General features: G+C 46.6%; 23 protein-coding genes and 1 other annotated feature. All 23 genes read right to left on the reverse strand.

The window, feature by feature from the left end; all coding sequences use genetic code 11:
- Positions 1–25: 25 nt before the first annotated feature.
- The 23 genes from pyrE to ftsZ all read right to left on the reverse strand — a co-directional run bounded on the left by pyrE (position 26) and on the right by ftsZ (position 24,209).
- On the reverse strand, positions 26–661 hold the full coding sequence (pyrE, locus tag JOC27_RS08330) for an orotate phosphoribosyltransferase (protein ID WP_205006826.1): 636 nt from the start codon (positions 659–661) through the stop codon (positions 26–28).
- Positions 643–1,371 carry an orotidine-5'-phosphate decarboxylase gene (pyrF, locus tag JOC27_RS08335; RefSeq protein ID WP_205006827.1) on the reverse strand — a complete coding sequence of 243 codons (729 nt, stop codon included), beginning with the start codon at positions 1,369–1,371 and terminating at the stop codon, positions 643–645. Before pyrF ends, pyrE begins: the two co-directional genes overlap by 19 nt.
- Positions 1,368–2,276, reverse strand: coding sequence for a dihydroorotate dehydrogenase (locus JOC27_RS08340; RefSeq protein WP_205006828.1), 909 nt, complete (start codon positions 2,274–2,276; stop codon positions 1,368–1,370). The genes pyrF and JOC27_RS08340 overlap by 4 nt, the downstream gene beginning before the upstream one ends.
- A complete protein-coding gene (locus JOC27_RS08345) occupies positions 2,270–3,052 on the reverse strand; it encodes a dihydroorotate dehydrogenase electron transfer subunit (protein WP_205006829.1) in 783 nt (260 codons plus the stop codon). Before JOC27_RS08345 ends, JOC27_RS08340 begins: the two co-directional genes overlap by 7 nt.
- Positions 3,049–6,288: a carbamoyl-phosphate synthase large subunit gene (gene carB / locus JOC27_RS08350; protein ID WP_205006830.1), complete on the reverse strand. Its 3,240-nt coding sequence runs from the start codon at positions 6,286–6,288 to the stop codon at positions 3,049–3,051. Before carB ends, JOC27_RS08345 begins: the two co-directional genes overlap by 4 nt.
- Entirely contained in the window at positions 6,281–7,372 is a 1,092-nt protein-coding gene (carA, locus tag JOC27_RS08355) for a glutamine-hydrolyzing carbamoyl-phosphate synthase small subunit (RefSeq protein WP_205006831.1), read from the reverse strand. The genes carB and carA overlap by 8 nt, the downstream gene beginning before the upstream one ends.
- A 50-nt stretch (positions 7,373–7,422) precedes the next feature.
- Positions 7,423–8,331, reverse strand: a complete 909-nt coding sequence (locus JOC27_RS08360; RefSeq protein WP_205006832.1) for an aspartate carbamoyltransferase catalytic subunit — start codon at positions 8,329–8,331, stop codon at positions 7,423–7,425.
- Between the two features lie 253 nt (positions 8,332–8,584).
- Positions 8,585–9,154 carry a bifunctional pyr operon transcriptional regulator/uracil phosphoribosyltransferase PyrR gene (pyrR, locus tag JOC27_RS08365; RefSeq protein WP_275587810.1) on the reverse strand — a complete coding sequence of 190 codons (570 nt, stop codon included), beginning with the start codon at positions 9,152–9,154 and terminating at the stop codon, positions 8,585–8,587.
- A gap of 481 nt (positions 9,155–9,635) precedes the next feature.
- Entirely contained in the window at positions 9,636–10,559 is a 924-nt protein-coding gene (locus JOC27_RS08370) for an RluA family pseudouridine synthase (protein ID WP_205006833.1), read from the reverse strand.
- Positions 10,559–11,029 (reverse strand): signal peptidase II, encoded by a 471-nt coding sequence (lspA, locus tag JOC27_RS08375; protein WP_205006834.1) that lies wholly within the window; start codon positions 11,027–11,029, stop codon positions 10,559–10,561. Before lspA ends, JOC27_RS08370 begins: the two co-directional genes overlap by 1 nt.
- 329 nt (positions 11,030–11,358) lie before the next feature.
- Complete coding sequence (locus tag JOC27_RS08380; RefSeq protein WP_205006835.1) at positions 11,359–12,015, reverse strand: TraR/DksA C4-type zinc finger protein; 657 nt, start codon at positions 12,013–12,015, stop codon at positions 11,359–11,361.
- A gap of 94 nt (positions 12,016–12,109) precedes the next feature.
- Entirely contained in the window at positions 12,110–14,884 is a 2,775-nt protein-coding gene (ileS, locus tag JOC27_RS08385; protein WP_205006836.1) for an isoleucine--tRNA ligase, read from the reverse strand.
- Positions 14,885–15,254: 370 nt separating this feature from the next.
- Positions 15,255–15,478: a binding site (T-box leader), on the reverse strand.
- Positions 15,479–15,521: 43 nt separating this feature from the next.
- Entirely contained in the window at positions 15,522–16,043 is a 522-nt protein-coding gene (locus JOC27_RS08390) for a DivIVA domain-containing protein (RefSeq protein WP_205006837.1), read from the reverse strand.
- Positions 16,044–16,100: 57 nt separating this feature from the next.
- Entirely contained in the window at positions 16,101–16,874 is a 774-nt protein-coding gene (locus JOC27_RS08395; protein ID WP_205006838.1) for a YlmH family RNA-binding protein, read from the reverse strand.
- A 7-nt stretch (positions 16,875–16,881) separates the two neighbouring features.
- Entirely contained in the window at positions 16,882–17,148 is a 267-nt protein-coding gene (locus JOC27_RS08400; RefSeq protein ID WP_205006839.1) for a YggT family protein, read from the reverse strand.
- A gap of 22 nt (positions 17,149–17,170) precedes the next feature.
- Positions 17,171–17,602: a cell division protein SepF gene (locus JOC27_RS08405; protein ID WP_205006840.1), complete on the reverse strand. Its 432-nt coding sequence runs from the start codon at positions 17,600–17,602 to the stop codon at positions 17,171–17,173.
- Between the two features lie 5 nt (positions 17,603–17,607).
- Positions 17,608–18,300: a YggS family pyridoxal phosphate-dependent enzyme gene (locus JOC27_RS08410; protein ID WP_205006841.1), complete on the reverse strand. Its 693-nt coding sequence runs from the start codon at positions 18,298–18,300 to the stop codon at positions 17,608–17,610.
- Positions 18,297–19,142 (reverse strand): peptidoglycan editing factor PgeF, encoded by an 846-nt coding sequence (gene pgeF, locus JOC27_RS08415; RefSeq protein ID WP_338062791.1) that lies wholly within the window; start codon positions 19,140–19,142, stop codon positions 18,297–18,299. Before pgeF ends, JOC27_RS08410 begins: the two co-directional genes overlap by 4 nt.
- A 77-nt stretch (positions 19,143–19,219) precedes the next feature.
- Entirely contained in the window at positions 19,220–19,492 is a 273-nt protein-coding gene (locus JOC27_RS08420) for a YlmC/YmxH family sporulation protein (RefSeq protein WP_205006842.1), read from the reverse strand.
- Between the two features lie 164 nt (positions 19,493–19,656).
- Positions 19,657–20,436 (reverse strand): RNA polymerase sporulation sigma factor SigG, encoded by a 780-nt coding sequence (gene sigG, locus JOC27_RS08425; RefSeq protein ID WP_205006843.1) that lies wholly within the window; start codon positions 20,434–20,436, stop codon positions 19,657–19,659.
- Positions 20,437–20,680: 244 nt separating this feature from the next.
- On the reverse strand, positions 20,681–21,391 hold the full coding sequence (gene sigE / locus JOC27_RS08430; protein WP_415641049.1) for an RNA polymerase sporulation sigma factor SigE: 711 nt from the start codon (positions 21,389–21,391) through the stop codon (positions 20,681–20,683).
- A 228-nt stretch (positions 21,392–21,619) separates the two neighbouring features.
- A complete protein-coding gene (spoIIGA, locus tag JOC27_RS08435) occupies positions 21,620–22,543 on the reverse strand; it encodes a sigma-E processing peptidase SpoIIGA (protein ID WP_205006845.1) in 924 nt (307 codons plus the stop codon).
- A 496-nt stretch (positions 22,544–23,039) separates the two neighbouring features.
- Positions 23,040–24,209, reverse strand: a complete 1,170-nt coding sequence (gene ftsZ / locus JOC27_RS08440; protein ID WP_205006846.1) for a cell division protein FtsZ — start codon at positions 24,207–24,209, stop codon at positions 23,040–23,042.
- Between the last annotated feature and the right edge of the window lie 115 nt (positions 24,210–24,324).

A 24,324-nucleotide genomic window follows, 5' to 3' on the forward strand; every position in this document is an offset into this window, starting at 1 on the left:
GGAGCTCGGATAACGACTAGCTGGATTAAGCACGCCAAGCTTCTGAAGTCGGGTCGGCGTACCATTTCTTTAATTGGTCAAGCTGTGTCTGAGAAATATGCCCTTCGCTAACTGCGAGTTGAATCAAAGTTTCAAAATCAGTCAGTGTATGTAGCGCAACGCCGGCTTCATAAAAATTCACATCTGCTTTCGGCAGCAGATAAGTAAAAATCGCGGCGACACCAAGAACATTTGCCTGGACCTCTTCAAGCGCATGAACCGCAGTCAGCACACTGCCGCCAGTCGAAATCAGATCATCAATCACAACAACTTTCTGCCCTGGTTCGATAATCCCTTCGATCTGCTTCTTCCGTCCATGCGACTTCGCGGATGAGCGTACATAAGCCATCGGCAGATGCAATGCCTCAGCAATCAATGCGGCATGTGGGATGCCGGCGGTCGCCGTTCCAGCTATCACTTCAACGTCTGGATAATGCTTTTTGATTAAATCGACGAATGCAGCAATCACATCACCACGTACATCTGGATAGCCAAGTACGAGCCGGTTATCGCAGTAGACCGGCGAATGTATCCCGGAAGCCCATGTAAAAGGTTCGTCAGGACTCAGGACGACCGCATGAATAGCCAATAAATGCCTTGCAATTAATTGTCTGTTTTCCATTCCGTATTCCCCCATTCTTCAACCACTTGCCGATACGCGGCTGCCGGGTCGGAAGCGGCAGTAATGCTACGTCCGACGACGATATAATCACTGCCGAGCGTTCGTGCCCGTCCCGGTGTTGCCACGCGTTTCTGGTCCCCTGCTGCGTCCTTGGCGAGACGAATGCCAGGCGTAACAGCAAGGAATTGAGACGACGTTGCTCTTTTAATCGCCGCTGCTTCCCAAGCCGAGCAGACCACGCCATCCATGCCGGCGCGCGCAGCAAGCGATGCGTACGACTGGATCACGTCGACTATCGGCTGCTGGATTAAGATTTCTGATTCAAGCATTTCTTGACTGGTGCTCGTCAACTGCGTCACAGCAAGGCATATCGGTCGCTTGCCAACTGCGCCTTCTGCTAATCCTTCAGCTGCGGCGCGCATCATCACTGATCCGCCTGCCGCGTGAACATTAACCATATCGGCGCCAACACGTGCCAAGCCGCGCATCGCCCTTCGTACCGTATTCGGAATATCATGCAACTTCAAATCAAGAAAGACACGATAGCCACTGGCCTTTAACGCGCGAACAATGTCCGCGCCTTCCTGATAATAGAGTTCCATCCCGACTTTTACATAGCAGCCAGGCGCATTGATCTTAGCTAACAAAGCAAGCATCTCGTCTTTTGAAGGAACGTCCAGTGCGAGAATGATTTTTTCGTTGCTACTCATGATTTCCAGCTCCTTCCGACGAGTTCATTAATGTCAGCCACACCCATCTGCTCAAGTTTGTCAGGCAATGCTGCAATAATATCCGGGCAGACAAACGGGTTGACAAAATTGGCAGTGCCCACTTGAACCGCACTGGCACCCGCAAGCAGAAACTCGATGACATCGTCAGCATTCTCAATCCCACCCATACCAATGATCGGAATCGAGACTTTTTGGCTGACTTCGTAAACCATTCGAATGGCCACTGGTTTAATCGCCGGTCCACTCAGCCCACCAGTCAGATTGGCAAGAACCGGTCGCTGCGTTTTCAAATCAATTCGCATGCCAAGCAGCGTATTAATCAGCGATAAACCATCTGCACCGGCTTGTTCAACAGCAACAGCCATACCGACAATATCTGTGACATTTGGCGAGAGCTTGACATAAACGGGTTTCTGCGAGACGGCTTTGACTTTCGCTGTGAGTTCCGCCGCCACTTCCGGCACGGTGCCGAAAGCAATACCGCCATGTTTGACATTTGGACAACTGATATTAAGTTCCAAAGCCGCGACCTGTGGCTGCGCCGACATTTTTTCTGAAGTGCGGACATAGTCATCCATCTCACTGCCGGCAATATTGGCGATTAAGGGCAGATCAAAAGCAGCAAGACGTGGCAGTTCATCTGCAATAATCTGATCAACGCCAGGATTCTGCAGTCCAATCGCATTCAACATGCCGTCTGGCGTCTCAGCTACGCGCGGCGTCGGATTACCGAAACGCGGTTTCAGCGTTGCCGCCTTCATAACCAACGCCCCAAGTACATTCAGATCGTAGAGCGCACCATATTCTTTACCAAAAGCAAAACATCCTGACGCAGGCATGACCGGGTTTTTCAAAGCCAAGCCTGGCAAATGTACCCCTAGCATAACTCGACCTCCCCAGCACGAAAGACCGGTCCATCGCAGCAAACGCGGCGATAGCCTTTTTTGTCCTCGGGATTGATCGTATGAACCACGCACGCGAGGCAAGCACCGATGCCGCAGCCCATTCGCTCTTCCAACGAGAGAAACAGCGGTTTGTCTACAATCAGCTGCTGCACAGCCCGTAACATCGGCAGCGGGCCACAAGCATAGGCTGCATCAAACGACAACTCCCCCAGCGGTTCAGTTACAAGCCCTTGCCGTCCCCTGCTACCATCTTCGGTAAAAATATAAGTGGTTCCGAGTGCAGCGAACGCTTCTTCGTAAAATACATCCTTAGCAGAACGAAAACCGAGCAAATGCGTCACAGTAACACCGCGGGCAGTCAACGCCTGTGACAAACCATAGAGCGGCGGAACCCCGACGCCGCCACCAATCAGTACAGCTGAGCCGCCGGGCGCAACGGCTTCAACTGGAAAGCCATGCCCAAGCGGACCGAGAACATCCAGTTTATCCCCTGGTTGATTGGCTGCAATTTGCTCTGTGCCGATCCCAGCGCGGCGGAAAATCAGCGTCAATTCCTGTTTTTCTTTATTTGTGTAACAAATACTGATCGGGCGCCGAAGCAATGCTGTACCATTTTGCGCCGTGCCAGACGGTTTAATGTGAACAAATTGTCCCGGCTCGGTCACCTGATTGGATAGTGTACCTTTTAATTTCATTTCAATGATCTGATCGGCAATTCCGCGAATAGCCGTTATCTGCATTTTTTCCTGAATCATTGCGGCGCACCCGATCCACTTCCGATTAAGCCAGAGGCCGTGCGATCATCCATCTGAGCCATGCACTCCGTCTGGAAAGCAAGCGATTCAAGTACCTTGAGCAGTGCCGCCGTTGTGTCGAGCGATGTCAGGCAGACAACGCCGTTTTCAACGGATTCACGACGAATGCGGAAGCCGTCACGCGCTGGTCGCTGGCCACGAGTTAACGTATTGACAACGAATTGAGCGCCACCGTGGCGAATGACATCGAGCAGATTTGGTGCCGCGCCGCCGATTTTATTCACCGTCGTTACCGGAATCTGACGATCGGCAATCATCTTGGCCGTTCCTTCGGTTGCGAGTATCGTATAACCGATATCATAGAAGCGTTTAACAAGATCTAAAGCCTCTTCCTTATCCTTATCGGCAATCGTAAACAACGCGGAACCGTGCGATGGAATCATCATCCCGCTGGCAAGCAGGCCTTTATACAACGCTTTTTCCAAGGTCGTGTCCTGACCCATGACTTCACCGGTTGATTTCATCTCTGGTCCGAGTGTAACATCCACACGGCGCAGTTTGGCAAAGGAGAATACCGGAACTTTGACATAGACACCGCGCTGCGGTTCTGGATGGATGCCGGTCACATAGCCGAGATCCGCCAACTGTTCGCCAAGGATTAATTGTGTCGCCACTTTTGCCATTGGCACACCGGTAATTTTGCTAAGGAACGGTACCGTTCGGCTAGCACGTGGATTCACTTCAATGACATAAACATGATTGTGTTGAATCACATACTGAATATTTAACAAACCGACGACACCGAGCCCGCGCGCGATTTTCACCGCTGTTTCGACCACTTCTGCTTTTATCGATTCGCTCAGTTTCTGAGGCGGATAGACCGCAATCGAGTCGCCCGAATGGACGCCAGCTCGCTCGATATGTTCCATGATACCTGGGATATAAACATCCTTGCCATCGGACAGGGCATCCAGCTCAATTTCGCTGCCGACGAGATAGCGGTCAACTAACACAGGATGTTCTGGATTAATCTGTACTGCATTTTCCATATAATGACGAAGTGCGTCTTCGTGGTAGACAATTTCCATCGCGCGTCCACCGAGCACATAAGAAGGGCGAACGAGCACGGGATAACCAAGCCGATTGGCAATCTTGACAGCTTCTTCAGTAGAAAAAGCAGTAGCTCCTGCTGGGCGATCAATTGACAGACGATTAAGTAATTGTTCAAATCGGTCGCGGTCTTCGGCTTGATCCATTGCGTCAAGCGTTGTCCCAAGAATTTTTACACCACGTGCGGCAAGTCCCGATGCAAGATTGATCGCTGTCTGGCCGCCAAATTGCACGACCACGCCCTTCGGCTTTTCAAGGTCAATCACGTGCATCACGTCTTCAATTGTCAACGGTTCAACATAAAGCTTATCGGAGACGCTGAAGTCTGTCGACACCGTCTCTGGATTATTATTAATCATAATTGCTTCATAACCTTGTTGCTTGATAGCCCAAACCGCATGAACCGTTGCATAATCAAACTCGACACCTTGTCCGATACGAATCGGGCCAGAACCGAGCACAATCACGCTTTCTTTTTCGGTAACGACCGATTCATTTTCTTCATCATAAGTGCTGTAGTAGTAGGGCGTTTCCGATTCGAATTCACCGGCACATGTATCAACCATTTTATAGACCGGACGTATCCCTGCAGCCTTGCGCCAATCGCAGACTTCGCGCTCCGTTTGTTTCCAACAATCGGCAATTTTCCAGTCAGTAAAACCGAGTTTTTTCGCCTGAATTAATACTTTTTTATCTTGTGGATGTGCGCTTAGTTCCTTTTCCATTCGCACAATATTGGCGATTTTTTCAAGGAAGAATGGATTGATTTGTGTTCGCTGCCAAAGCGCGTCAATGGATTCGCCTCTGCGTAACGCTTCAGCAATAAAATAGAGACGGCGGTCGTCTTTCTTATCAATCGCTTCACGAATCGCCTCAAGATTCATCGCAGCGGCTTCTTTTAACTCCAGATGCATCGTGCCATTTTCGAGTGAGCGAACCGCTTTGAGCAGCGATTCTTCGAAGTAGCGACCCATCGCCAGCACTTCACCAGTCGCTTTCATTTGTGTGCCGAGTGTCCGTTTCGCCGTATCAAATTTATCGAACGGCCAGCGCGGGATTTTCGTAACGACATAGTCAACGGTCGGTTCAAAGCTAGCATAAGTGGTCCCCGTCACCGCATTTTTGATTTCATCAAGATGATAGCCAACAGCGATTTTTGCGGCTACTTTAGCAATCGGATAACCGGTTGCTTTTGATGCCAGCGCGGAGGAACGGCTGACCCGCGGATTAACCTCAATGATATAGTATTGATCGCTCGCTGCATCCAGAGCCAGCTGTACGTTGCACCCGCCTTCGATTTTCAGCGCGCGGACAATTCGCAACGAAACGCTGCGCAAATTTTGCAGGTCGCGATCGCTCAGCGTCTGACACGGAGCAGTGACAATCGAATCACCGGTATGGATGCCAACTGGGTCGATGTTTTCCATTGGGCAGACGGCGATTGCTCCATCATTGGCGTCTCGCATCACTTCAAATTCAATTTCCTTGAAACCGGCGATGCTCTTCTCAAGCAAGACTTGATGGACCGGGCTCAATTTCAGTCCATTTTCGGTAATTGTTTCAAATTCTTCCTCTGTCGAAGCGATACCGCCGCCGGTGCCGCCAAGTGTGAAAGCGGGACGGATAATCACCGGAAGATGAATTTTTTCAACAAAAGCACGCGCTTCTTCCAAATTTGTCACCGTTTCGCTTGGTGGAACCGGTTCGCCGAGTTCAATCATTAGATCACGGAATTTCTCACGATCTTCTGCTTTTTCAATGGTGTCAAGATTCGTCCCAAGGAACTGAACGTGCATTTCTTCAAGAATCCCGCTCTGATGCAGCTGAACAGCGAGGTTCAATCCTGTCTGACCACCGAGTGTCGCGAGCAGACCGTCAGGATGTTCCTTGCGGATGATTTTGCTGACAAATTCAACAGTTAATGGTTCAATATAAACCCGATCCGCAATGTCGGTATCGGTCATGATTGTTGCCGGATTAGAGTTGACAAGGACAACTTCGTAGCCCTCTTCTCGAAGCGACTGGCACGCCTGTGTGCCTGAATAATCGAATTCTGCGGCTTGACCGATGATAATCGGACCAGAACCAATCACAAGAATTTTTTTGATATCTTTACGCTTAGGCACGACGGGCACCTTCCTTTCTGCTCTCGTTCACCATCTTGATAAATTCGTCAAAGAGTTTCTGGCTGTCATCCGGGCCTGGCGAGGCTTCGGGATGATACTGGACGCTAAAAGCAGGATATTTAGTATGGCGCAGTCCTTCAATTGTTCCATCATTGATAGCAAGATGCGTCACTTCAAGATCGGTACCTTCCAAGGAATCCTTTTCAACTGTAAAGCCATGGTTTTGCGAGGTAATATCGAATTGACCCGTTCGCAAATCTTTAACTGGATGATTGACACCGCGATGACCAAAGCGCATTTTCACCGTATTCGCGCCTGAGGCAAGCGCGAATAGTTGATGACCGAGACAGATGCCGAAGATCGGCAGCTGACCGAGCAGGCAGCGTACGGTTTCAATCGCTTCCGGTACAGATTTTGGATCACCAGGGCCGTTACTAAGCAGCAACCCATCCGGATGCAACTTCAATATATCTTCCGCTGAAGTGTCATAGGGAACAATCACGACATCGCAGCTGCGACGGATGCATTCGCGAAGAATTCCCTGCTTGGCGCCAAAATCCATAAGGACGATACGCGGTCCAGACCCAGGTGTCACATAAACCGACTGCGTTGATACATGACTGACTTGATCCGTCGGCAACGGCCATTGTTTCAGACTTTCAGTGACTTCACGCGAATCGGCTGATATATCTGTGATTTTCCCGCGGAGTGTTCCGTACTGACGGATAATTTTCGTCAGTCGTCGGGTATCGATGCCGGCAATGCCGGGAATATCATATTCTGCTAACCAGTCGCTCAGTGTCTTGTCTTTCTGCCAATGCGACGGTGTCTTTGCTGCTTCGCGAACAACCAACCCTGAAATACTTGGCCGCCCTGATTCATTATCAGAACGATTGACACCATAGTTGCCAATCAGTGGGTAAGTCAGCGTGACAATCTGTCCGTAGTAGGATGGGTCAGTAATAATTTCCTGATACCCTGTCATTCCAGTATTAAAGACTACTTCGCCTTTTGAGTCTCTCGTGCTTCCGAAACTTTCGCCGATAAATACAGCGCCGTTTTCCAATACAAGTTGTTTTTTCAACACGTATTCTCTCCTTTTATTTTGCGCGGCGTCACCGCCGGAACCATTCTTTAAATTATCTGCGGTTTTCTTCCATCCTGAAGCGTCCATTGCAAGCTGGCCATTCGAACCGCTACGCCATTGCGGATTTGTTTGAAATAGCGTGAGCGTTCACACTCGACAAGGTCGCTGTCCATTTCCACACCGCGGTTAATCGGACCGGGATGCATGATAATGCTTTCCGGTTTCATCCGGGCGGCACGTTCACGGGTCAGTCCGTAGCGCTGATGGTATTCTTCCTTGGTCATCGCCATCGCTGATTCATGACGTTCATGCTGAATACGAAGCATAATCACAGCATCTGCCCGTTCAATCGCCTCATCAACGGATACCCTATCACCTGGTAGCGCCTCATTCTTCCATTCATCCGGTCCGGAAAGAAGCACATGAGCCCCGAGTCGCGTCAGCACTTCAGCGTCCGTACGGGCGACGCGGCTGTAGCGCAAATCGCCAATAATCGCCACAGTCAATCCTTCTAAAATCAAAAATTCCTGCTGCAGAGTCAACAAGTCGAGCAATCCTTGGGTTGGATGGTCACCAGCGCCATCTCCAGCATTGAGAACCGCGATTCCATTGGCATTGAGCAATTCACGATAGTATCCCTCTTGTGGATGACGAATCACAACCGCACGGCAGCCGATTGCTTCCATGGTCTTAACGGTATCATACAGTGTCTCACCTTTTTTCGCGCTCGACGTCTGGCTGCTGAAATTCAGCACCTGATAACCAAGCCGTTTTTCGGCAGTCTCAAAACTGAAACGTGTCCGGGTGCTCGGCTCGTAAAAAAGATTGGCCACCAACTCCGAAGCGGGAGCCTGCTGCCATTCATCCGGAGACAATTTTAGGAAGTGGTTAGCCTGGTCGAGAATACCGTAGATCTCCAAATCGGAAAGATCATTTAAGCGAAGCAAATTTGCCATGGAAAATACCCCCTCAGATTTAATTTGCACCTTTACCTTTCATCCATTTAACAGAATGCTTGCCAAGTTTATCCTGCATGAGTGTAATAAGGCTTCATAAAACTTAAATAGCATCAAAAAAACCTCAATGCCAACACTGGCAAAGAGGTTTTGGGCGCGCAAACGAAACGCGTGATCTTCTTTTATCACTCTTTGTCAGTCTCTCTGGACTGCCTTTAAAAGATAATCATTCATTTTTTCAGTAAAAAATCGATTAACGTGTCGAGAAAATCAACACGCTGTCTTCACCGTCGGCCTCGTCTAGTCGCACGGAAATCAGTTCATTCTTCGCTGTAGGAATATTCTTTCCAACGTAATCAGGGCGAATCGGTAATTCACGGTGACCCCTGTCTACAAGCACAGCTAACTGAATACGCTGCGGGCGGCCGATATCCATCAATGCATCCATTGCCGCGCGCGCTGTGCGTCCTGTATACAAGACATCATCGCAAAGAATAACTGTCTTTCCCTCAATGGACACGGGTATATCGCTGCCGAGAATCTCTGGATCTTCTTTTTTTTGTCTCAGATCATCTCGGTAAAGTGTGATATCCAGTTCACCAACTGTGACGCTACGCTTTTCAATATTATGAATCCGTTGTGCCAGTCGGTCGGCCAGGTAAATGCCCCGTGTTTTAATACCGATTAGCACCACAGATTCTACGCCTTCATTGCGCTCAATGATCTCATGGGCAAGTCGGGTTAATGCCCGCGCCACCGCTTTTTCATCCATGATTTTTTTCGCGTCCAAATTTCTTGACACCTGCCGCTTCATTCCGGCCATAAAAAAATCTTGCTTCTTCAAGCAAGAGACCGTTGTGCTGGTAAATGACTTTATCATTCATCATCACCCTTCTTAGCCTCTCGGGACTAATTTAAAAGGAACATTATTAATTTTTCATCTCATTAATTATGACAAAGGCCGGCTTGTCTGTCAATGAAAAATCTTAAAAAAGCTATGTAAAACCAGACAATCCCTCGTCCTTTTTTGCCATCAAATGCACTTCGGCTGTGCCGCATTTTAGCCACAATATCATATACAATCTTATCTTTTCATGCCAGGTCCTTTTTTGCATCAATTATGCTCCGGCTGCTCGCTTGCCGCGGGCGATCCGTGAGCCTCCTCAAACAGGCTGGAATCTGCGGGGTCTCACTTGGCTCGCTTCTCCCGCAGGCGTCTCGCGCCTTCGCTCCATTTTTCATGAAAAATCATATATTTTATTTAATTAGGACAAAACGCTTCGTATTTTATCGAACAAAAAATCTTAGCTGTTGATCTGCGTTTTCAAGAGTTTCAACAAATGTGTAAAATCCTCCGGCGGGTCTGCATGGAATGATAAAAATTGTCCGGTTTCCGGATGAGTGAAGCCAATTTCTGCCGCATGAAGGGCTTGTCCCTCAATCGGCAGCGTTTTCTTCGGTCCATACTTCGGGTCACCGGCAAGCGGGTGGCCGATATAAGCCATATGGACACGAATTTGATGCGTCCTTCCCGTCTCCAGCCTGCATTGGATAAAGGTATAGTTCAAAAAACGCTCGATCACTTTGAAATGTGTCACCGCTTGCTTGCTATTGGATCGAGTCACTGCCATTTTTTTGCGGTCTTTCGGATCACGCCCAATCGGTGCATTAATCGTGCCCTTATCCTGACTGATGACGCCATGTACAATTGCGTAGTAAAGCCGCTTCGTTGTTTTATCTTTAAGTTGTTGTGCGAGCGAATGATGCGCTTGATCATTTTTCGCAACCATTAGAAGTCCCGATGTGTCTTTATCAATCCGGTGAACAATCCCCGGTCGCAAGATGCCATTGATGCCAGACAAGTCATGGCAATGATAAAGCAACGCGTTAACTAGCGTGCCACTCGTGTTACCAGGTGCAGGGTGAACAACCATCCCTCTTGGTTTGTTGACGACAAGTACAGACGAATCTTCATAGACAATATCAAGCGGAATATTTTCCGGCGCCACTTCAAGCGGTTTCGGGTCAGGGATTACGAATAGGACATGATCGCCGCAACGCAATTTGTAACTAACCATCGTTTGCGTCTGACCGTTAATTTTTAATTGTCCCGAACGAATCAATTCCTGCAGACGGCTTCGTGATTCCGACGGAAAAGCTTGAGCTGCCCAGCGGTCAATTCGTTGTCCTTCTTCACATTCCTGAATCTCCTTTTCCCACTCTGCCATCAATTTCCGTCCTTTCGATCCTTTTTCAAGCTATCGCGAATTAGGTAAAGCAGCAATAGCGCGACACCAATAAAAAGCGACGAATCCGCCAAATTAAATACCGGATAATTATAGCGAATAATATAGACATGAATAAAATCAACAACTTCACCACGGAAGATACGATCAATAAAATTGCCAATCGTCCCACCGATGATTAAACTAAGCGACGTCCCGAGTAGCCGATCGTGTCGGCCTATCTTTTGCAAATAATAAATGACAACTATCAGAACTGCGATTGTGATTATGAAGAAAAAGATGAATTGGCCTTCAAGAATACTCCATGCCGCACCTTTATTTCGCAGTGAGGTCAAATAGAAAATGTTCGGTATCATTGGAATGCTTTCGCCTATCGCCATTTTTGTTGCGACAAGCCATTTTGATATCTGATCTAAGAGTACAATCAATAATGCTAAAAGATAATAGATCATTTAAATTCCCCTATTCTCATGAATAATCACGCATTTTGCAAGGTTCACTGATGTAAAACAATTCCTTTTAGCATTTTATCATAAACTGCAGAACGAAGCATGATTGCCTTGGCATGTTTCAGCGAGGCTACTACAATTTATCAATTATCGTGGTTGATTAATGATGAGGAGAATTTGGCATAGCCAAATCCTCTTTTAATAATTGTGCTTCGGCTGCTCGCTTGCCGCAGGCGCCAATGCACCTCGCTACATTTTTTTGCGAAAAACTTTATACTTTCCTATCTCTTAAAAAAACCAGCCGGCCCTTTTAGGGAGCAGGCTGGTAATTTTTAGTCATCTGTCAGCTGATGGCCAATGTATTTATTACGGATATACTCGACCTCTTCATCACCGGTATAGCCGCCAATGCCGGTCGCCGCGATCGCTTCAATATCTTCGACAAAACCGAGACTTTCCTGATCTTCCTGATAAGGCGCGTCTTCAAATGTTGTCGGTAATTCATTATACTGCGCGACAAGGTCAAACGCATTGGTTTCATCAAAACCGTCCGATTGAAAATTAGTAATCCCTTCTTCTTCCATATCAGCGATCACTGATTCTTCAACAGGTCGTTGCTTATAATGATGCTTTGGCGGGACCCCAGTTATAGCGGTCCGCGCAGTCGGCAGCGCTTGCAGTCGTTTAAACGGGATTCTTTTTCCAGTTTTTTCGTCAAGACCGTACACGCCTTTATCCATTTTACGTAAAGCGTCATTAATATCTGTTAATTCATCACGGAATCTTTTTTGAAACGCCAAGTCTTTTTCTCGATCATATAGCTGCGTCGCTGTATCTGCCGGATGATTATCATAGGTAGACAATTCACCGCCTGCAAAATCGGTTATTGAACCAAGTTCTTCAGCCGTTTCCTGGTCGCTTTTCAATTTCTGTTCCAGCCAACTCTTCCGTTTCAACAATTGCTTCCTTATGCCTCTGTATCGAAACAAATAAATCCCTCCTTGTCCCGGCACTCTTAGTGTGGAACAAATAGAGGGATTTAGACAGTCCAAAATTTAAAGGTTCTGGCAAAACTGACCGGAATTAGTCAAGGCTGACGCCTGCATAATCGTGCCGCACGGTTTCACAGCAATCGGCGCAAAGTGTTGGATGCTCTGTGTCACAGCCAACCGACGGCAAAATCGCCCAACAGCGTTCACATTTTTCGCCTTCAGCGTGAGTTACGACTACAGAACCAGCTGAATACGTATCTGCCTGATCGGGTACAGTCGTTCCCGGTTCTGCGATAGTTAATACAGAAACAATAAAGAATTTGTCAAGTGCCTTTTCTTCTGTCAGCCAGCCAAATTCTTCAGAAGGATAAAGCGTCACTGCTGCTTCCAAAGATTTACCGATTAATTTCGCATCGCGGGCTTTTTCTAACGATTTGAGTACATCATCTCGAACAGCCATCAATTTCGCCCATTTTTCGGTTAAGCGGTCGGTATCAGGAACATCGATCAGATTCGGCATATCCGTTAATTGAACATAATCAGAAACAGCCTCAGTGCCAGGAATAAATTTCCAAACCTCTTCTGATGTATGTGGAATAACTGGCGACAGCAATTTAGTCAGTGCAACGACCGTGTGATAAAGCACAGTCTGTGCCGAACGGCGTACCAAACTATTCTTCGGCTGAACATAGAGTGCGTCTTTCACAACGTCCATGTAAAAAGCGCTCAATTCAGTCGAAACAAAATTCTGAATGGATTTATAAACGTTTAGGAATTGATACGATTCATAGCCATCGAGACATGTTTTGATAAGCCCATTAAGGCGAACAAGCATATATCTCTCCAATTCCGGCATCTTAGCCACAGAGACCTGATTTTCAACTGAAAAATCGTTTAAGTTGCCGAGCATGAAGCGTACAGTGTTGCGTATCTTTTTATACACTTCGGCAACCTGGGCAAGGATTTCATTCGACACGCGCACATCCGATTGATAATCGACTGAAATGACCCAAAGACGGATAATATCGGCTCCGAATTGTTGCATCACTTTCATCGGATCAATTACGTTGCCCAATGACTTACTCATCTTCATGCCCTTAGCATCCATTGTAAAACCGTGACTGAGCACTGCTTTATAGGGTGCGTGACCTGTGACTGCAACTGCTGTAGATAGGGAAGAGTTGAACCAGCCACGATACTGATCGGAACCTTCAAAGTATAGATCCGCTGGTCGCTGTAATTCTGGACGCGTCGTAAGCACACCTTGATGTGACGAACCAGAATCAAACCAGACATCCATAATATCAGTCTCTTTGCGGAACTCACCGTTCGGGCTATGTTCCGATGTAAATCCTTGCGGCAACAAATCTTTTGCCTCGCGCTGAAACCAGATATTGGATCCGTATTCACGGAATAATTCAGCCACATGATGAATGGTTTCCTGCGTGATAATCGGCTGGCCGTCTTCACCGTAGAAAACTGGAATTGGCACACCCCAAGCACGTTGACGAGAGATACACCAGTCTTCACGGTCCTTGATCATATTCGTCATCCGCACATCGCCCCATGACGGGATCCAATGAACTTCATGGATCGCGTCAAGAATTTCTTTGCGGAATGCTTTAATTGAGGCAAACCATTGTTTTGTGGCGCGCCAAATAACCGGTTTCTTCGTCCGCCAGTCATGCGGATAGGAGTGAGTAAACATACCTTTTTTCAGTAGCGCGTGGACATTGCTTAATTTTTCAATAACCGGCTCATTGCAGTCAGAATAGAACATACCTTCAAAACCCGGTGCTTCATCCGTCATACAGCCTTTATCATCAACTGGGCAGAGGATAGCCAAGCCGTATTTTTTGCCGACATTAAAGTCGTCTTCGCCAAAGCCTGGAGCTGTATGCACACAGCCAGTTCCGGCATCAAGCGTGACATGATCACCAAGAATAACAACAGAATCACGATCATAGAACGGATGCTTGCAGACCACACCTTCTAACTCTTTACCCGTGAATGTGCGGAGCACTTCAGTATGTTCCCATTCAAAAGTTTTCTTCAATGATTCAGCAAGGTCAGTAGCGACCACGTACTTCGTGCCATCTGCCTGTACAACGCTGTAATTGAACTTCGGATTGAGACAGATCGCCAAGTTTGCTGGGAGCGTCCATGGCGTCGTTGTCCAAATGATCACTTTCTCATCCGTATTTAGAACACCTTTACCATCAGTGACATTAAAAGCAACAAAAATGGAATACGATTTAACGTCCTTGTATTCGATTTCCGCTTCAGCCAGTGCGGACTCGGAAGATGGGGACCAGAACACCGTTTTTTTATCCTGATAAATATAGCCCTTTTTGGCCATCGCACCGAAAACTTCGATCTGTTCCGCTTCAAATTCTTTTTGCAGCGTTAGATATGGGTGATCCCAATCGCCGCGGACACCAAGCCGTTTAAATTGTTTCTTTTGACGTTCAACTTGTCCAAGCGCGTACTCTTTGCATTTTTCTCTGAGCTCTGCGACCGACATTTTTTTGCGGTCAATGCCTTTCTTAGCGAGCTGCTGTTCGATCGGCAGTCCGTGTGTATCCCATCCGGGCACATAAGGGGTTTGAAAACCAGTCATTGATTTATAGCGGTTGATGATATCTTTAATTGTCTTGTTTTCAGCATGGCCGATATGGATATCGCCGTTTGCGTATGGTGGCCCGTCATGCAGAATGAATTTTGGTTTTCCTTCATTTTGCTTCAGTGAACGTTCGTATAGTTTTTCTTCATCCCATTTGGCCTGCATCGCCGGTTCTTTTGTCGGCAGGCTGCCCTTCATCTTGAAATCTGTCTTGGGCATTAATAATGTTTTCTTATAATCCAATGGTTTAACGCCTCCGTTATTTGAAAAAATTCTATTTAGAAAAACTTGGTGTTGCCAAGTCCTTTTCACAATTAATGCACTTCGGTTGCTCGCTTGCCGCGGGCAGGACGGGAGCCTCCTCAGACAGACAATTATCTGCGGGGTCTCCCCTGTCCTGCTTTTCCCGCAGGCGTCTCGCACCTTCGCTGCATTTTTTTTACCCTTTCAGATAACTTCTTAACCGGTATGAAAAAGTTCGTGTTGCCAAGTCCTTTTCACAATTAATGCACTTCGGTTGCTCGCTTGCAGCAGTCATGTGCCAGAGCGCCTGCCCGGTATTCTTCCACCAAAAGTCGTATTCTTTTTTACCGATCAAAAAGTCCTTCCATCCCAAAGGGACGGAAGGACCGCGGTACCACCCTAATAACATTTTCTTCTAGAAACTGTCACTCAAGTCGCTCAATAACGCGAGCGTAACGTCCGACCTTACTAACTAAGCGTTCAGGCCTGATTTCTCAAGGGTGATCTTCATTTCCAATGGAACACCGGACTCGCACCATCCTCCGGTTCGCTGCGTTCTTTAGTGGAAATTACTATCCCTCTCATCGACACTTCCTGTTTATTTTTAAGAACAGTATATGCAAATCATAAAGGCGCGTCAAGCTTCTGGAGCTAAACTGCCCGCTTTATCTGCTTCACCGCTTTCCTCCGGTTCCTGAGTAACCGAAAACTTCTGCCAGTCAGTCCCTTTCAAGAGTTCCAACTGTGCTTCGATCAGCATTTGGAATCGTGTGCGATAGACATTGGCCTCTTTCTTCAATTCTTCAATGTCCAATGTAATCTTGCGCGACTTCTCCAACGCCTCGTTAATAATACGATCAGCATTTTTCTTGGCTTCCATGACGATTAGCTTGGCCTCTTTATTGGCATTCGCCTTCACGTCCTCCGCTGTCTCCTGGGCAACGAGAATGCTTTTATTCAGCGTTGTCTCAATATTAGAAAAATGGCTGAGCTTTTCCTCGGAATTCTTGACCGCCTGATCCAAATCTTTTTTCTCGCGAATCAGCGTCTCGTAATCCTTAATAATCTGATCCAGAAAATCATTCACTTCGTCTTCATCATATCCGCGAAAACCGCGCGAAAATTCTTTATTATGAATATCCAATGGCGTTAATGGCAAGCCGGTCACCTCCAAATCGGAAAAAGAATAAATTATAAGTTCAAATACTCTGCTTGTCTAATCTAGTTTACCATAAACAAGCCGAATTTTGTTCTTTTTTGTCAAGCCGTCCGCAGATAATATTTTACTCCGCCCAAACCCTCTTAAGGAGAGCATATCGCCGGCTGCAAGCATGAAATCCCGCTTCTCCACAGCCTGCCAATTGACCTTGACCAAGCCATGCGTAATTTGTTCCGAAACTTTCGAACGCGAAAGATGATAAATTTCAGAAAGCACAGTATCCAGTCTTAACGATGACACAGTACCCGTCTCTTCAATCCAATTCGTTGTAACTTTTGGTAATGTCGCTGCCTCAATCGGATGCAACGCAACCTTTTGACGACCGACAGAGTCAATGGTCATTGTCAGATATGCTTCGACATCACGCGCACAGAGGAATAAAGCCCGTCCATCCACAAAAAGCAAATCACCGATCTTTCGCCGATCGACGCCGGTTCCGAGAATCGATCCAAGCAGTTGCGGATGGCTCAATGTCGCAAATTTACTTGGATAGTCGACCTCAAGGCAAGCAATGTCGAACGTCTCCTCAGCATCATCCGCGTATGGCGGCAGCAATAAAGCCCGCTGTCTCTCTGCTCCCGGATAGCCTCCTGAGAAAAGCAATTGCACATCATCCTGTTGACCGATGACTGAATTCAAGATAAATTGTTCGCGTGGATCAAGAAAATCTGTGATCCGGCTTGTGAAGCGGCGCGTCGTTTGTTCCTTCAAATCAAGGAAATGTTCAATCAGCGGCCTTTCTTCTGGCCTGAAGTGATCAAAAACAGACATAGCCGCCTCACCCGAACGTCAGAAGAATTTGGATAATGCCGCGCGAAGCAAACTGCAACACGAGGAAAGCAATGACCGGTGATAGATCCAATACGCCGCCAAGCGGTGGAATAAAGCGGCGGAAAGGCGACAAGTAGGGTTCACATACTCTGGCAAACAAATAACCAATTTGGGAATTCTGAATACTCGGTACCCAACTCATTAAAACGTAGATCATTAAGATCCATGAATAAATTGAGATGGCTTTCGAGATGATAACAGCAACTAGATACAAATAATTCACCTCATTGAATTCATTAATTCTCTGTTTTCCAATCACTGATCATTCCGGAAATGTCGATATGATCAGGAGCAAACAGAAATGTATCTTTTCCAATCTTACGCACTTGACCGTCAAGGGCAAATAATGTGCCGCCCATAAAATCAAGAACACGCTGTCCTGAAGCTTTGTCGATACTTTGCAGACTGCAGATCACGGTCTGGCGGCTTTTCAAATAACCGACAAATTCCTGAACCTCTTCAAAACTTTTCGGCTCAACGAGGACAACCTTACCTTGCTGATGGACATTCTGCAAAGCAACAATTCGGCCGCCTTTTTCTATCACTTTTCTATCCTCGCGATTGTGGCTGCTCTCGAAACGTTCTGTCGTATTGTCGTCATTGTCAGTGGGAACCATCGTTTCTTCTTCAAGATCAAAAAATCTTTTAAAAGTCGATTTCAGGCTCATTCCTTTTAGCTTCCCTTCTGTTCATTACCGACAAGTGCGGTGCCAATCCGCACAAACGTCGCGCCTTCTTCAACGGCGATTGGGTAATCATGTGACATGCCCATCGAGAGTTCTGTGCAAGGCGCATAAGAAAGCTGCCTTTCCTGTATACTGTCCCGCAGTTCGCGCAGCCGGCGGAAAACACTGCGAATTAAATCGGTGTCTGCCGTGTTTGGTGCCATCGTCATCAATCCGGCTACCTCAATTGCTGGGAAATCAGCAAGCCGCGTGAGAAAGGAATCCAGCTCACCTATTGAGAGACCATGTTTACTTTCCTCACCGGACACATTCACTTCAATCAAGCATTTCAATCGCTCGTCGCTCATTCGTTTCTGAATCTCTTCTGCTAGTTTCAACCGGTCAAGTGCATGAAAATAGTCAATTTTGCCGATAACATCCTTGACTTTTCTCGTCTGCAGCGTGCCGATAAGATGCCAGACTGCCTGATCCCTTGCAATTTCAGTCTGCTTCTCGAGTAATCCTTCCCGCCTGTTTTCCGCGAGATTGTGGATACCGCAAGCCAGCGCTTCTTTTGCCCGTTCAACGCTCACATATTTCGTCACTGCAATCACTGTCACATCTGACACATTCCGCTTAGAACGCAAACAAGCCTGCTGGATCTGTTCATTAACTTGTTTCAAATTAACTGCCACTGTCACTGTGCCGACTCACCTTCCGCTTTCAAACCTATAAAACCGATCATCCGTCCCGTACATCCCTGGTCCCGCCGATACGAAAAAAACAGTTCCGGACACTGATAAGTTGTATAATCCGTCATTTCAATCTGTGCGGATGAAAGCCCTGAATCAAGCAAAATTGCTCGGTTTAATTCCTTCAATCCAAGCAAATAATGTCCATTTTCTGTTTTCGTAACCGCCTGATTCCAGAGTTTCGGTTTAAGCTTTGTTACTTCACGGAACACTCGGTCATCCACTTCATAATCTTGCTGTCCAATTGCAGGACCGATAATCGCATGAATCTTTTTCGCTGAGGAAAGATGCAGTTGTTCAACAAGTAAATCAACCATTTTCCGTGCGCCTTGACCGACTGTACCACGCCATCCCGCATGCAAAATCGCAATGGCTGCAGGATCTTCCACATAAAAATAAACAGGGACACAGTCTGCGAAGCAAAGAGCAAGAAGCACGTCAGGAGATGTCGTCATTAACCCATCGGCCCCTTTGACGACCGTTTCCAGTTCTTTTGCGCCGGAACCGACCTGCGTTTCTGTAACAACAGCGATTTCCGTACCGTGTATCTGCTCCGCACAAATCCAGCGTTCCAATGGAAAGCCAATTGAATCAGCAAGCACAGACCTATTGGCTATCACATCTTCCGGAATATCACCAACATGAAGACCAAGATTTAAAGTTGACCAAGGCGGCTTGCTTTTCCCGCCTGTTCGCAAAGAAAATCCCGCCATTATTGTTTGGTTTCCCGCAGCTTGAACGGGAGCACCGTAAACCGCTGTCTTCTTCCTCAGCGAAAAGACATCTTTCACCTTTTTTGCCCTTCCTTCAGCAAATCAAGCGCCTAAAATCTTACTTTATTCTACCATATCTCACATTAAAGCGCTTGTTATTTGTTGTCTCTTTCAGATATCGACGCATCGGATCCATGGTAGAAGCGAACGAGAATAACGTCATCTCCGATCCGGACAATATTGTTCCATGGCACAACAATATCATTTTCACGTCCAAACAGGCCCATAACCTTTCCAGAACCGGGAATGATCAGATTCTCAATTTTTCCCGTTGTCAGATTGACATCCAGATCGCCAATATGACCGAGCCGCTTCCCATTTTCAACATTAACGATTTCTTTGGTCTGAAAATCAGAAATTCTTGGCATTTATTTTCCTCCCCCAGTCTGTCTCTTTTTAATATATGGGGCAGAGAGTCGATTGAGAATAAAAAAAGAATAGCCTGTAACCTGGAAAGTAAAATGACTTTAACTTAATTTCTCTAAAATCTTATCTTTTCAAGCGTAAAAAAAACGCTTGAATCAACAAGCGTTCAAGGACCAATATCCTGATTCATCTCTTTAATCGCCATTTTCTCCAAACGGGACACTTGGGCTTGCGAAATACCGATCTCCTGAGCAACCTCCATTTGCGTTTTGCCGTAAAAAAAACGCATGGCAACAATTCTTTTTTCGCGCTCATGCAATTTAGCCATTGCTTCTTTGAGCACTAAATTGTCAACCCATTCTCTGTCCTTATGTTTCTCATCGCTAATTTGATCCATAATAAATATTGGATCACCGCCATCGCTGTATATCGGTTCAAACAGCGAGACCGGGTCCTGAATCGCATCCATCGCGAAAACGACATCTTCGACTGGCAGATCAAGTGCTTTCGCAAGTTCTGCAGTTGTCGGCTCTTTCGAATGCTTGCTGACATAGCGTTCTTTAGCCTGAAGCGCCTTATAGGCCATATCCCTCAGCGATCGGGAAACGCGGATCGGATTATTGTCCCGCAAATAGCGGCGGATTTCACCAATGATCATCGGTACCGCGTAAGTTGAAAAACGTACATTCTGGCTTAAATCAAAATTGTCAATCGATTTCATTAGCCCAATACAACCGACCTGGAACAGATCGTCGACAGATTCTCCGCGATGATTAAAACGTTGAATCACGCTTAATACCAATCGTAGATTTCCGTTGACCAGTTCCTCGCGGGCTTCGGTTTTCCCGGACTGAAGTTCGGTGAACAACTGGCGCATTTCTGCATTTGTTAACACAGGAAGCTTTGCTGTGTCAACACCACAGATTTCAACTTTGTGCCGTGCCATAAAGGGCCCCCTCACTACCTGCGCTTGCTTTCAAAGAATGCCTTCGAAAAAAACATCGTCTGTGCCATTTTGTTCAGACGCTTCTTTATCGAAATTTCATCCGTTTGCACCATCTCCAGCTCATCAAGCGGTCCAATGAAGCGCCGAATCGCTACGAACTTTCAATTGGTTACAAGCACAAGTATTTCCGTTGATGGTCTTTTTATGCACGACAATTTCTGCCGGGATCGAACAAGTACTGGTATCAGGCCATTTTGCTAAATTCTTTTTTTAATCGTTTGATAATCCTTTTTTCAAGTCGTGAAATATACGATTGCGAGATACCAAGCTGATCGGCGACATCCTTCTGCGTTTTCTCTTTTCCTCCTTCGAGTCCGAAGCGTAGCATCATGATTTCTTTTTCACGGTCGCTTAGCATCAACATCGCCCGTCGCAGCAAGGTATGGTCCACCTTCCGCTCCATTCGCCGCGTCGTGATATCATTTTCTGTACCCAGAACATCCGAGAGTAGCAATTCATTACCATCCCAGTCTACATTGAGCGGTTCATCAAGCGATACTTCTGAACGCGTGCGGTTATTACGGCGCAAATACATTAATATTTCGTTCTCAATGCATCGCGATGCATAAGTTGCAAGTTTAATTTTCTTTTCCGGATTAAACGTGTTAACCGCTTTTATCAAACCGATTGTCCCGATACTAATCAAATCTTCGATATTAATTCGGGTATTATCGAATTTACGCGCAATATAGACAACGAGACGGAGATTGTGTTCAATCAATGTTTCCCGAACTTTCGGATCGCCAGATGGCAGCTTCTCCATCATTTCCGCCTCTTCTTCTTTAGTCAGCGGCGAGGGCAGACCATCATTTCCCCCAATATAATAAATTTCCTCAGGTTTCAAATGCAGAAGGCGCAAAAGTTTATTCCATATGTTCCGAAAAGTTTTTCTCATCCGATTCATCTCCTTATTCTTTTTGTCTTGGCTTTTTTTAATATCTGCTGTTATTTTTCATCGTGTATCGCCATGTGTTCGCTTGCCTCAGGCGTCTCACACATTGCATATTTGGTTATAAAAGCAACATTGAATAAAACAACTTTGTCTGAGCAACTTGCACATGTTCTTTAAACAGCGATCCTTTTTCTATTTCAGTTTCAGCCAGATGAGCATACGCTAGGATTGTCAGGAAGCGGTCTTTGCACTTTTGCCATTCAGAAGCAGATCCGGGTGAAGAATGCAATTGAAATCACCTGTGGAACTAAGCTGATGACTTGTTGGTGCAATCAATACGCGATTCGTTTGATACACATGACCCTCGTGAATCAATGTGAGTTGATCCGGCCGGAACGCCCAGATAAACTGTTTTTTTCCATCGACAGCCTGATAGGGAATGAGCGCCAGGCGGAGTTGCCAGTCTTCAGACAGCGTCTCTATCCATTGGGTAGCTTCTGATGCCTGTTCCTGGCTAAAAAGCACCTCAGGAAACTCGTCTGCACAAGCGTCGCGGCTGAGGAAGATGACCGGCTGACGAGTCAGCGGATCACAGAGTTTATTACCGCTATCAATCATTCCTTTCGCCTGAACCACATGATCATTAATTGTTATGTTGACCGATGCGAGCGTTGATTGGTTCCATTTGCGGATAACGGTTTGATTGATCCGACGCTTAGAAAAATACCAGAGCAATGGAAATCCCAAGACTACAAATAGCCAGCTGATCGGATCACCGTAGTTCATTGTTGTCAAGAAATGATTATTGGCGTAAAACGATTCATTTTGCATAAAATAGTGAAGAGCAAAGAGTCCGCCACCGATGGCAAACGCAGAGAAATAGAAGGCAGCAAGGTTCTGCAGAAAAACACTGGCCTTGTTGTAGCCAAAGGCAATCAGAATGATGATCATGGAAAAGACCAGCTTTCCTGCCGGACCGCCGAGAACGAAGGAAATGGGTGTGAAAAGTAGGACAACGATCAGCGATGCGAACAGCGCGCCGAGCCACAAACGCCACCAATGGATGTCGCGCTTGAGCATAAAGGCGGTTAATTTCAGGAGGCAGGCATCGATCAGCAAATTGAGCAGCCAAATCGCATCGAGGTAGACAACCAATTGCTCACCCTCTTTATACATGTTTAGCACTAGTATAATTGCGCTTGTCTGTTAATGTCTGTCATACTGTGACCGGGTTTTTTTTGTTTTTTTGACTAGTTTTGTCGGAGGAAGATGAAGATGGGGCTGGAAAGGTTGCGATGCCTTTTGGTCTGAAAAGCAACAATAAATTTAAACATAGATGAGAATAACTTTGGCGAGCCAGTCCTTTTTCAGCAAGTTGTGCTTCTGTTGCTTGCTTGCCGGCGGGCGACTCGCGCCTTCGCTCCATTTTTCATAAAAAATCTTATACATTCTTTTTTTTTAGAAAAACTTGGTGGGCCAATTCTTTTGAATAATGATCAAGCCTTAGTTTTTCTGATGCTTAATTCCTTTGAAATCTTTATACTTTCTTAAGCCGTATAAAAAAAACAGCGCCGACGTTGTCGCAACGCCTGTGCTGCTTCTTTATAAAAAATCTGTTTGAATGAGAGAAAATTCAATTCATAATTTGCTGTTACTGATTTTTATTACGACGATTTCTCAGAAACGTTGGGATGTCCAATGTCTCATCATCCTCTGAAAAACTATGTGTCCGTCGCGCGGGTTGCACATGCACTGCGTTTTCCTTTGGTTTCCGAGCATCCGGAGCTACAGTACTTGCTGTTTCTTCCTTCTGCTGTGGACTGATTCGACGGCGGCTCGATACATCGGCCTCGTGACCCGTATGTACCTCTTCGTCAAAACCTGTTGCGATCACGGTAACAACAATCTCGTCTTCAAGCTCTTCACGAATCACGGAACCGAAAATCATATTAACTTCCTCATCAGCCGCTGTGGCCACAATATCAGCGGCTTCGTTGACTTCGTACAGACTGAGATTGCTGCCGCCGGTAATATTCATCAGCACCCCTTTTGCACCATCAATCGACTTTTCAAGAAGTGGGCTGGAAATTGCCTTTTTCGCTGCTTCAGCGGCTCGATTTTCACCAGAAGCGATTCCGATTGCCATCAGCGCCGACCCGCCTTCGGTCATGATTGTTTTGACATCGGCAAAATCAAGGTTAATCAGTCCAGGAATAGCAATCAGATCGGAGATGCCCTGAACACCTTGACGCAGCACATTATCCGCTTCACGGAAGGCATCAAGCATCGGCGTATTTTTATCAACGATTTCAAGTAGCCGATCATTTGGAATAACAATCAGCGTATCCACTTTTTCTTTCAGTGTCGCAATGCCGAGTTGCGCCTGCTTTGCCCTTTTTCTTCCCTCAAAAGTAAAAGGACGCGTGACCACGCCGACCGTCAGCGCGCCTGCTTCTTTAGCGATTTCGGCGATCACTGGTGCAGCGCCTGTCCCGGTGCCGCCGCCCATGCCTGCTGTGACAAAGACCATATCCGCACCCGAGAGAATTTCTTCAACCTGGTCACGGCTTTCTTCAGCCGCTTTCTTGCCAATATCAGGATTGGCTCCTGCCCCGAGACCACGGGTCAGTTTCTCGCCTAGCTGCATTTTCATACTCGCTTTTGATAATTTGAGTGCTTGAGCATCCGTATTGGCACAGACAAAGTCAACACCCTGAATGCCGTTTTCAATCATTCGGTTTACTGCATTATTCCCGCCGCCGCCTACACCAATCACCTTAATATTGGCCAAGCGATCCGCTTGCAAATCGTACTCTTGCATCGTTCATTTCCTCCCATTCAGAGGTTGTTATTTTTTCATTTTTTTATCTTTACACTAGAACAATAAAACATATAATGTAGAGACGGATCAGACTGTGCTGATGTCAAGCATTCTT

The organism is Sporolactobacillus spathodeae (assembly GCF_016908935.1).
GTDB lineage: Bacteria > Bacillota > Bacilli > Bacillales > Sporolactobacillaceae > Sporolactobacillus > Sporolactobacillus spathodeae.

Coding starts and splice junctions, on each gene's coding strand:
- JOC27_RS08420 (WP_205006842.1), bottom strand. CDS start 19,492: ATGCCAAGAATTTCTGATTTTCAGACCAAAGAAATCGTTAATGTTGAA.
- ftsZ (WP_205006846.1), bottom strand. CDS start 24,209: ATGCAAGAGTACGATTTGCAAGCGGATCGCTTGGCCAATATTAAGGTG.
- JOC27_RS08405 (WP_205006840.1), bottom strand. CDS start 17,602: ATGAGCCTGAAATCGACTTTTAAAAGATTTTTTGATCTTGAAGAAGAA.
- JOC27_RS08370 (WP_205006833.1), bottom strand. CDS start 10,559: ATGGCAGAGTGGGAAAAGGAGATTCAGGAATGTGAAGAAGGACAACGA.
- JOC27_RS08340 (WP_205006828.1), bottom strand. CDS start 2,276: ATGCTAGGGGTACATTTGCCAGGCTTGGCTTTGAAAAACCCGGTCATG.
- JOC27_RS08360 (WP_205006832.1), bottom strand. CDS start 8,331: ATGGCAAATTTGCTTCGCTTAAATGATCTTTCCGATTTGGAGATCTAC.
- pyrE (WP_205006826.1), bottom strand. CDS start 661: ATGGAAAACAGACAATTAATTGCAAGGCATTTATTGGCTATTCATGCG.
- sigE (WP_415641049.1), bottom strand. CDS start 21,391: ATGAGAAAAACTTTTCGGAACATATGGAATAAACTTTTGCGCCTTCTG.
- lspA (WP_205006834.1), bottom strand. CDS start 11,029: ATGATCTATTATCTTTTAGCATTATTGATTGTACTCTTAGATCAGATA.
- sigG (WP_205006843.1), bottom strand. CDS start 20,436: ATGGCACGGCACAAAGTTGAAATCTGTGGTGTTGACACAGCAAAGCTT.
- JOC27_RS08345 (WP_205006829.1), bottom strand. CDS start 3,052: ATGATTCAGGAAAAAATGCAGATAACGGCTATTCGCGGAATTGCCGAT.
- pyrR (WP_275587810.1), bottom strand. CDS start 9,154: ATGGCCGGAATGAAGCGGCAGGTGTCAAGAAATTTGGACGCGAAAAAA.
- JOC27_RS08395 (WP_205006838.1), bottom strand. CDS start 16,874: ATGTCTGTTTTTGATCACTTCAGGCCAGAAGAAAGGCCGCTGATTGAA.
- pyrF (WP_205006827.1), bottom strand. CDS start 1,371: ATGAGTAGCAACGAAAAAATCATTCTCGCACTGGACGTTCCTTCAAAA.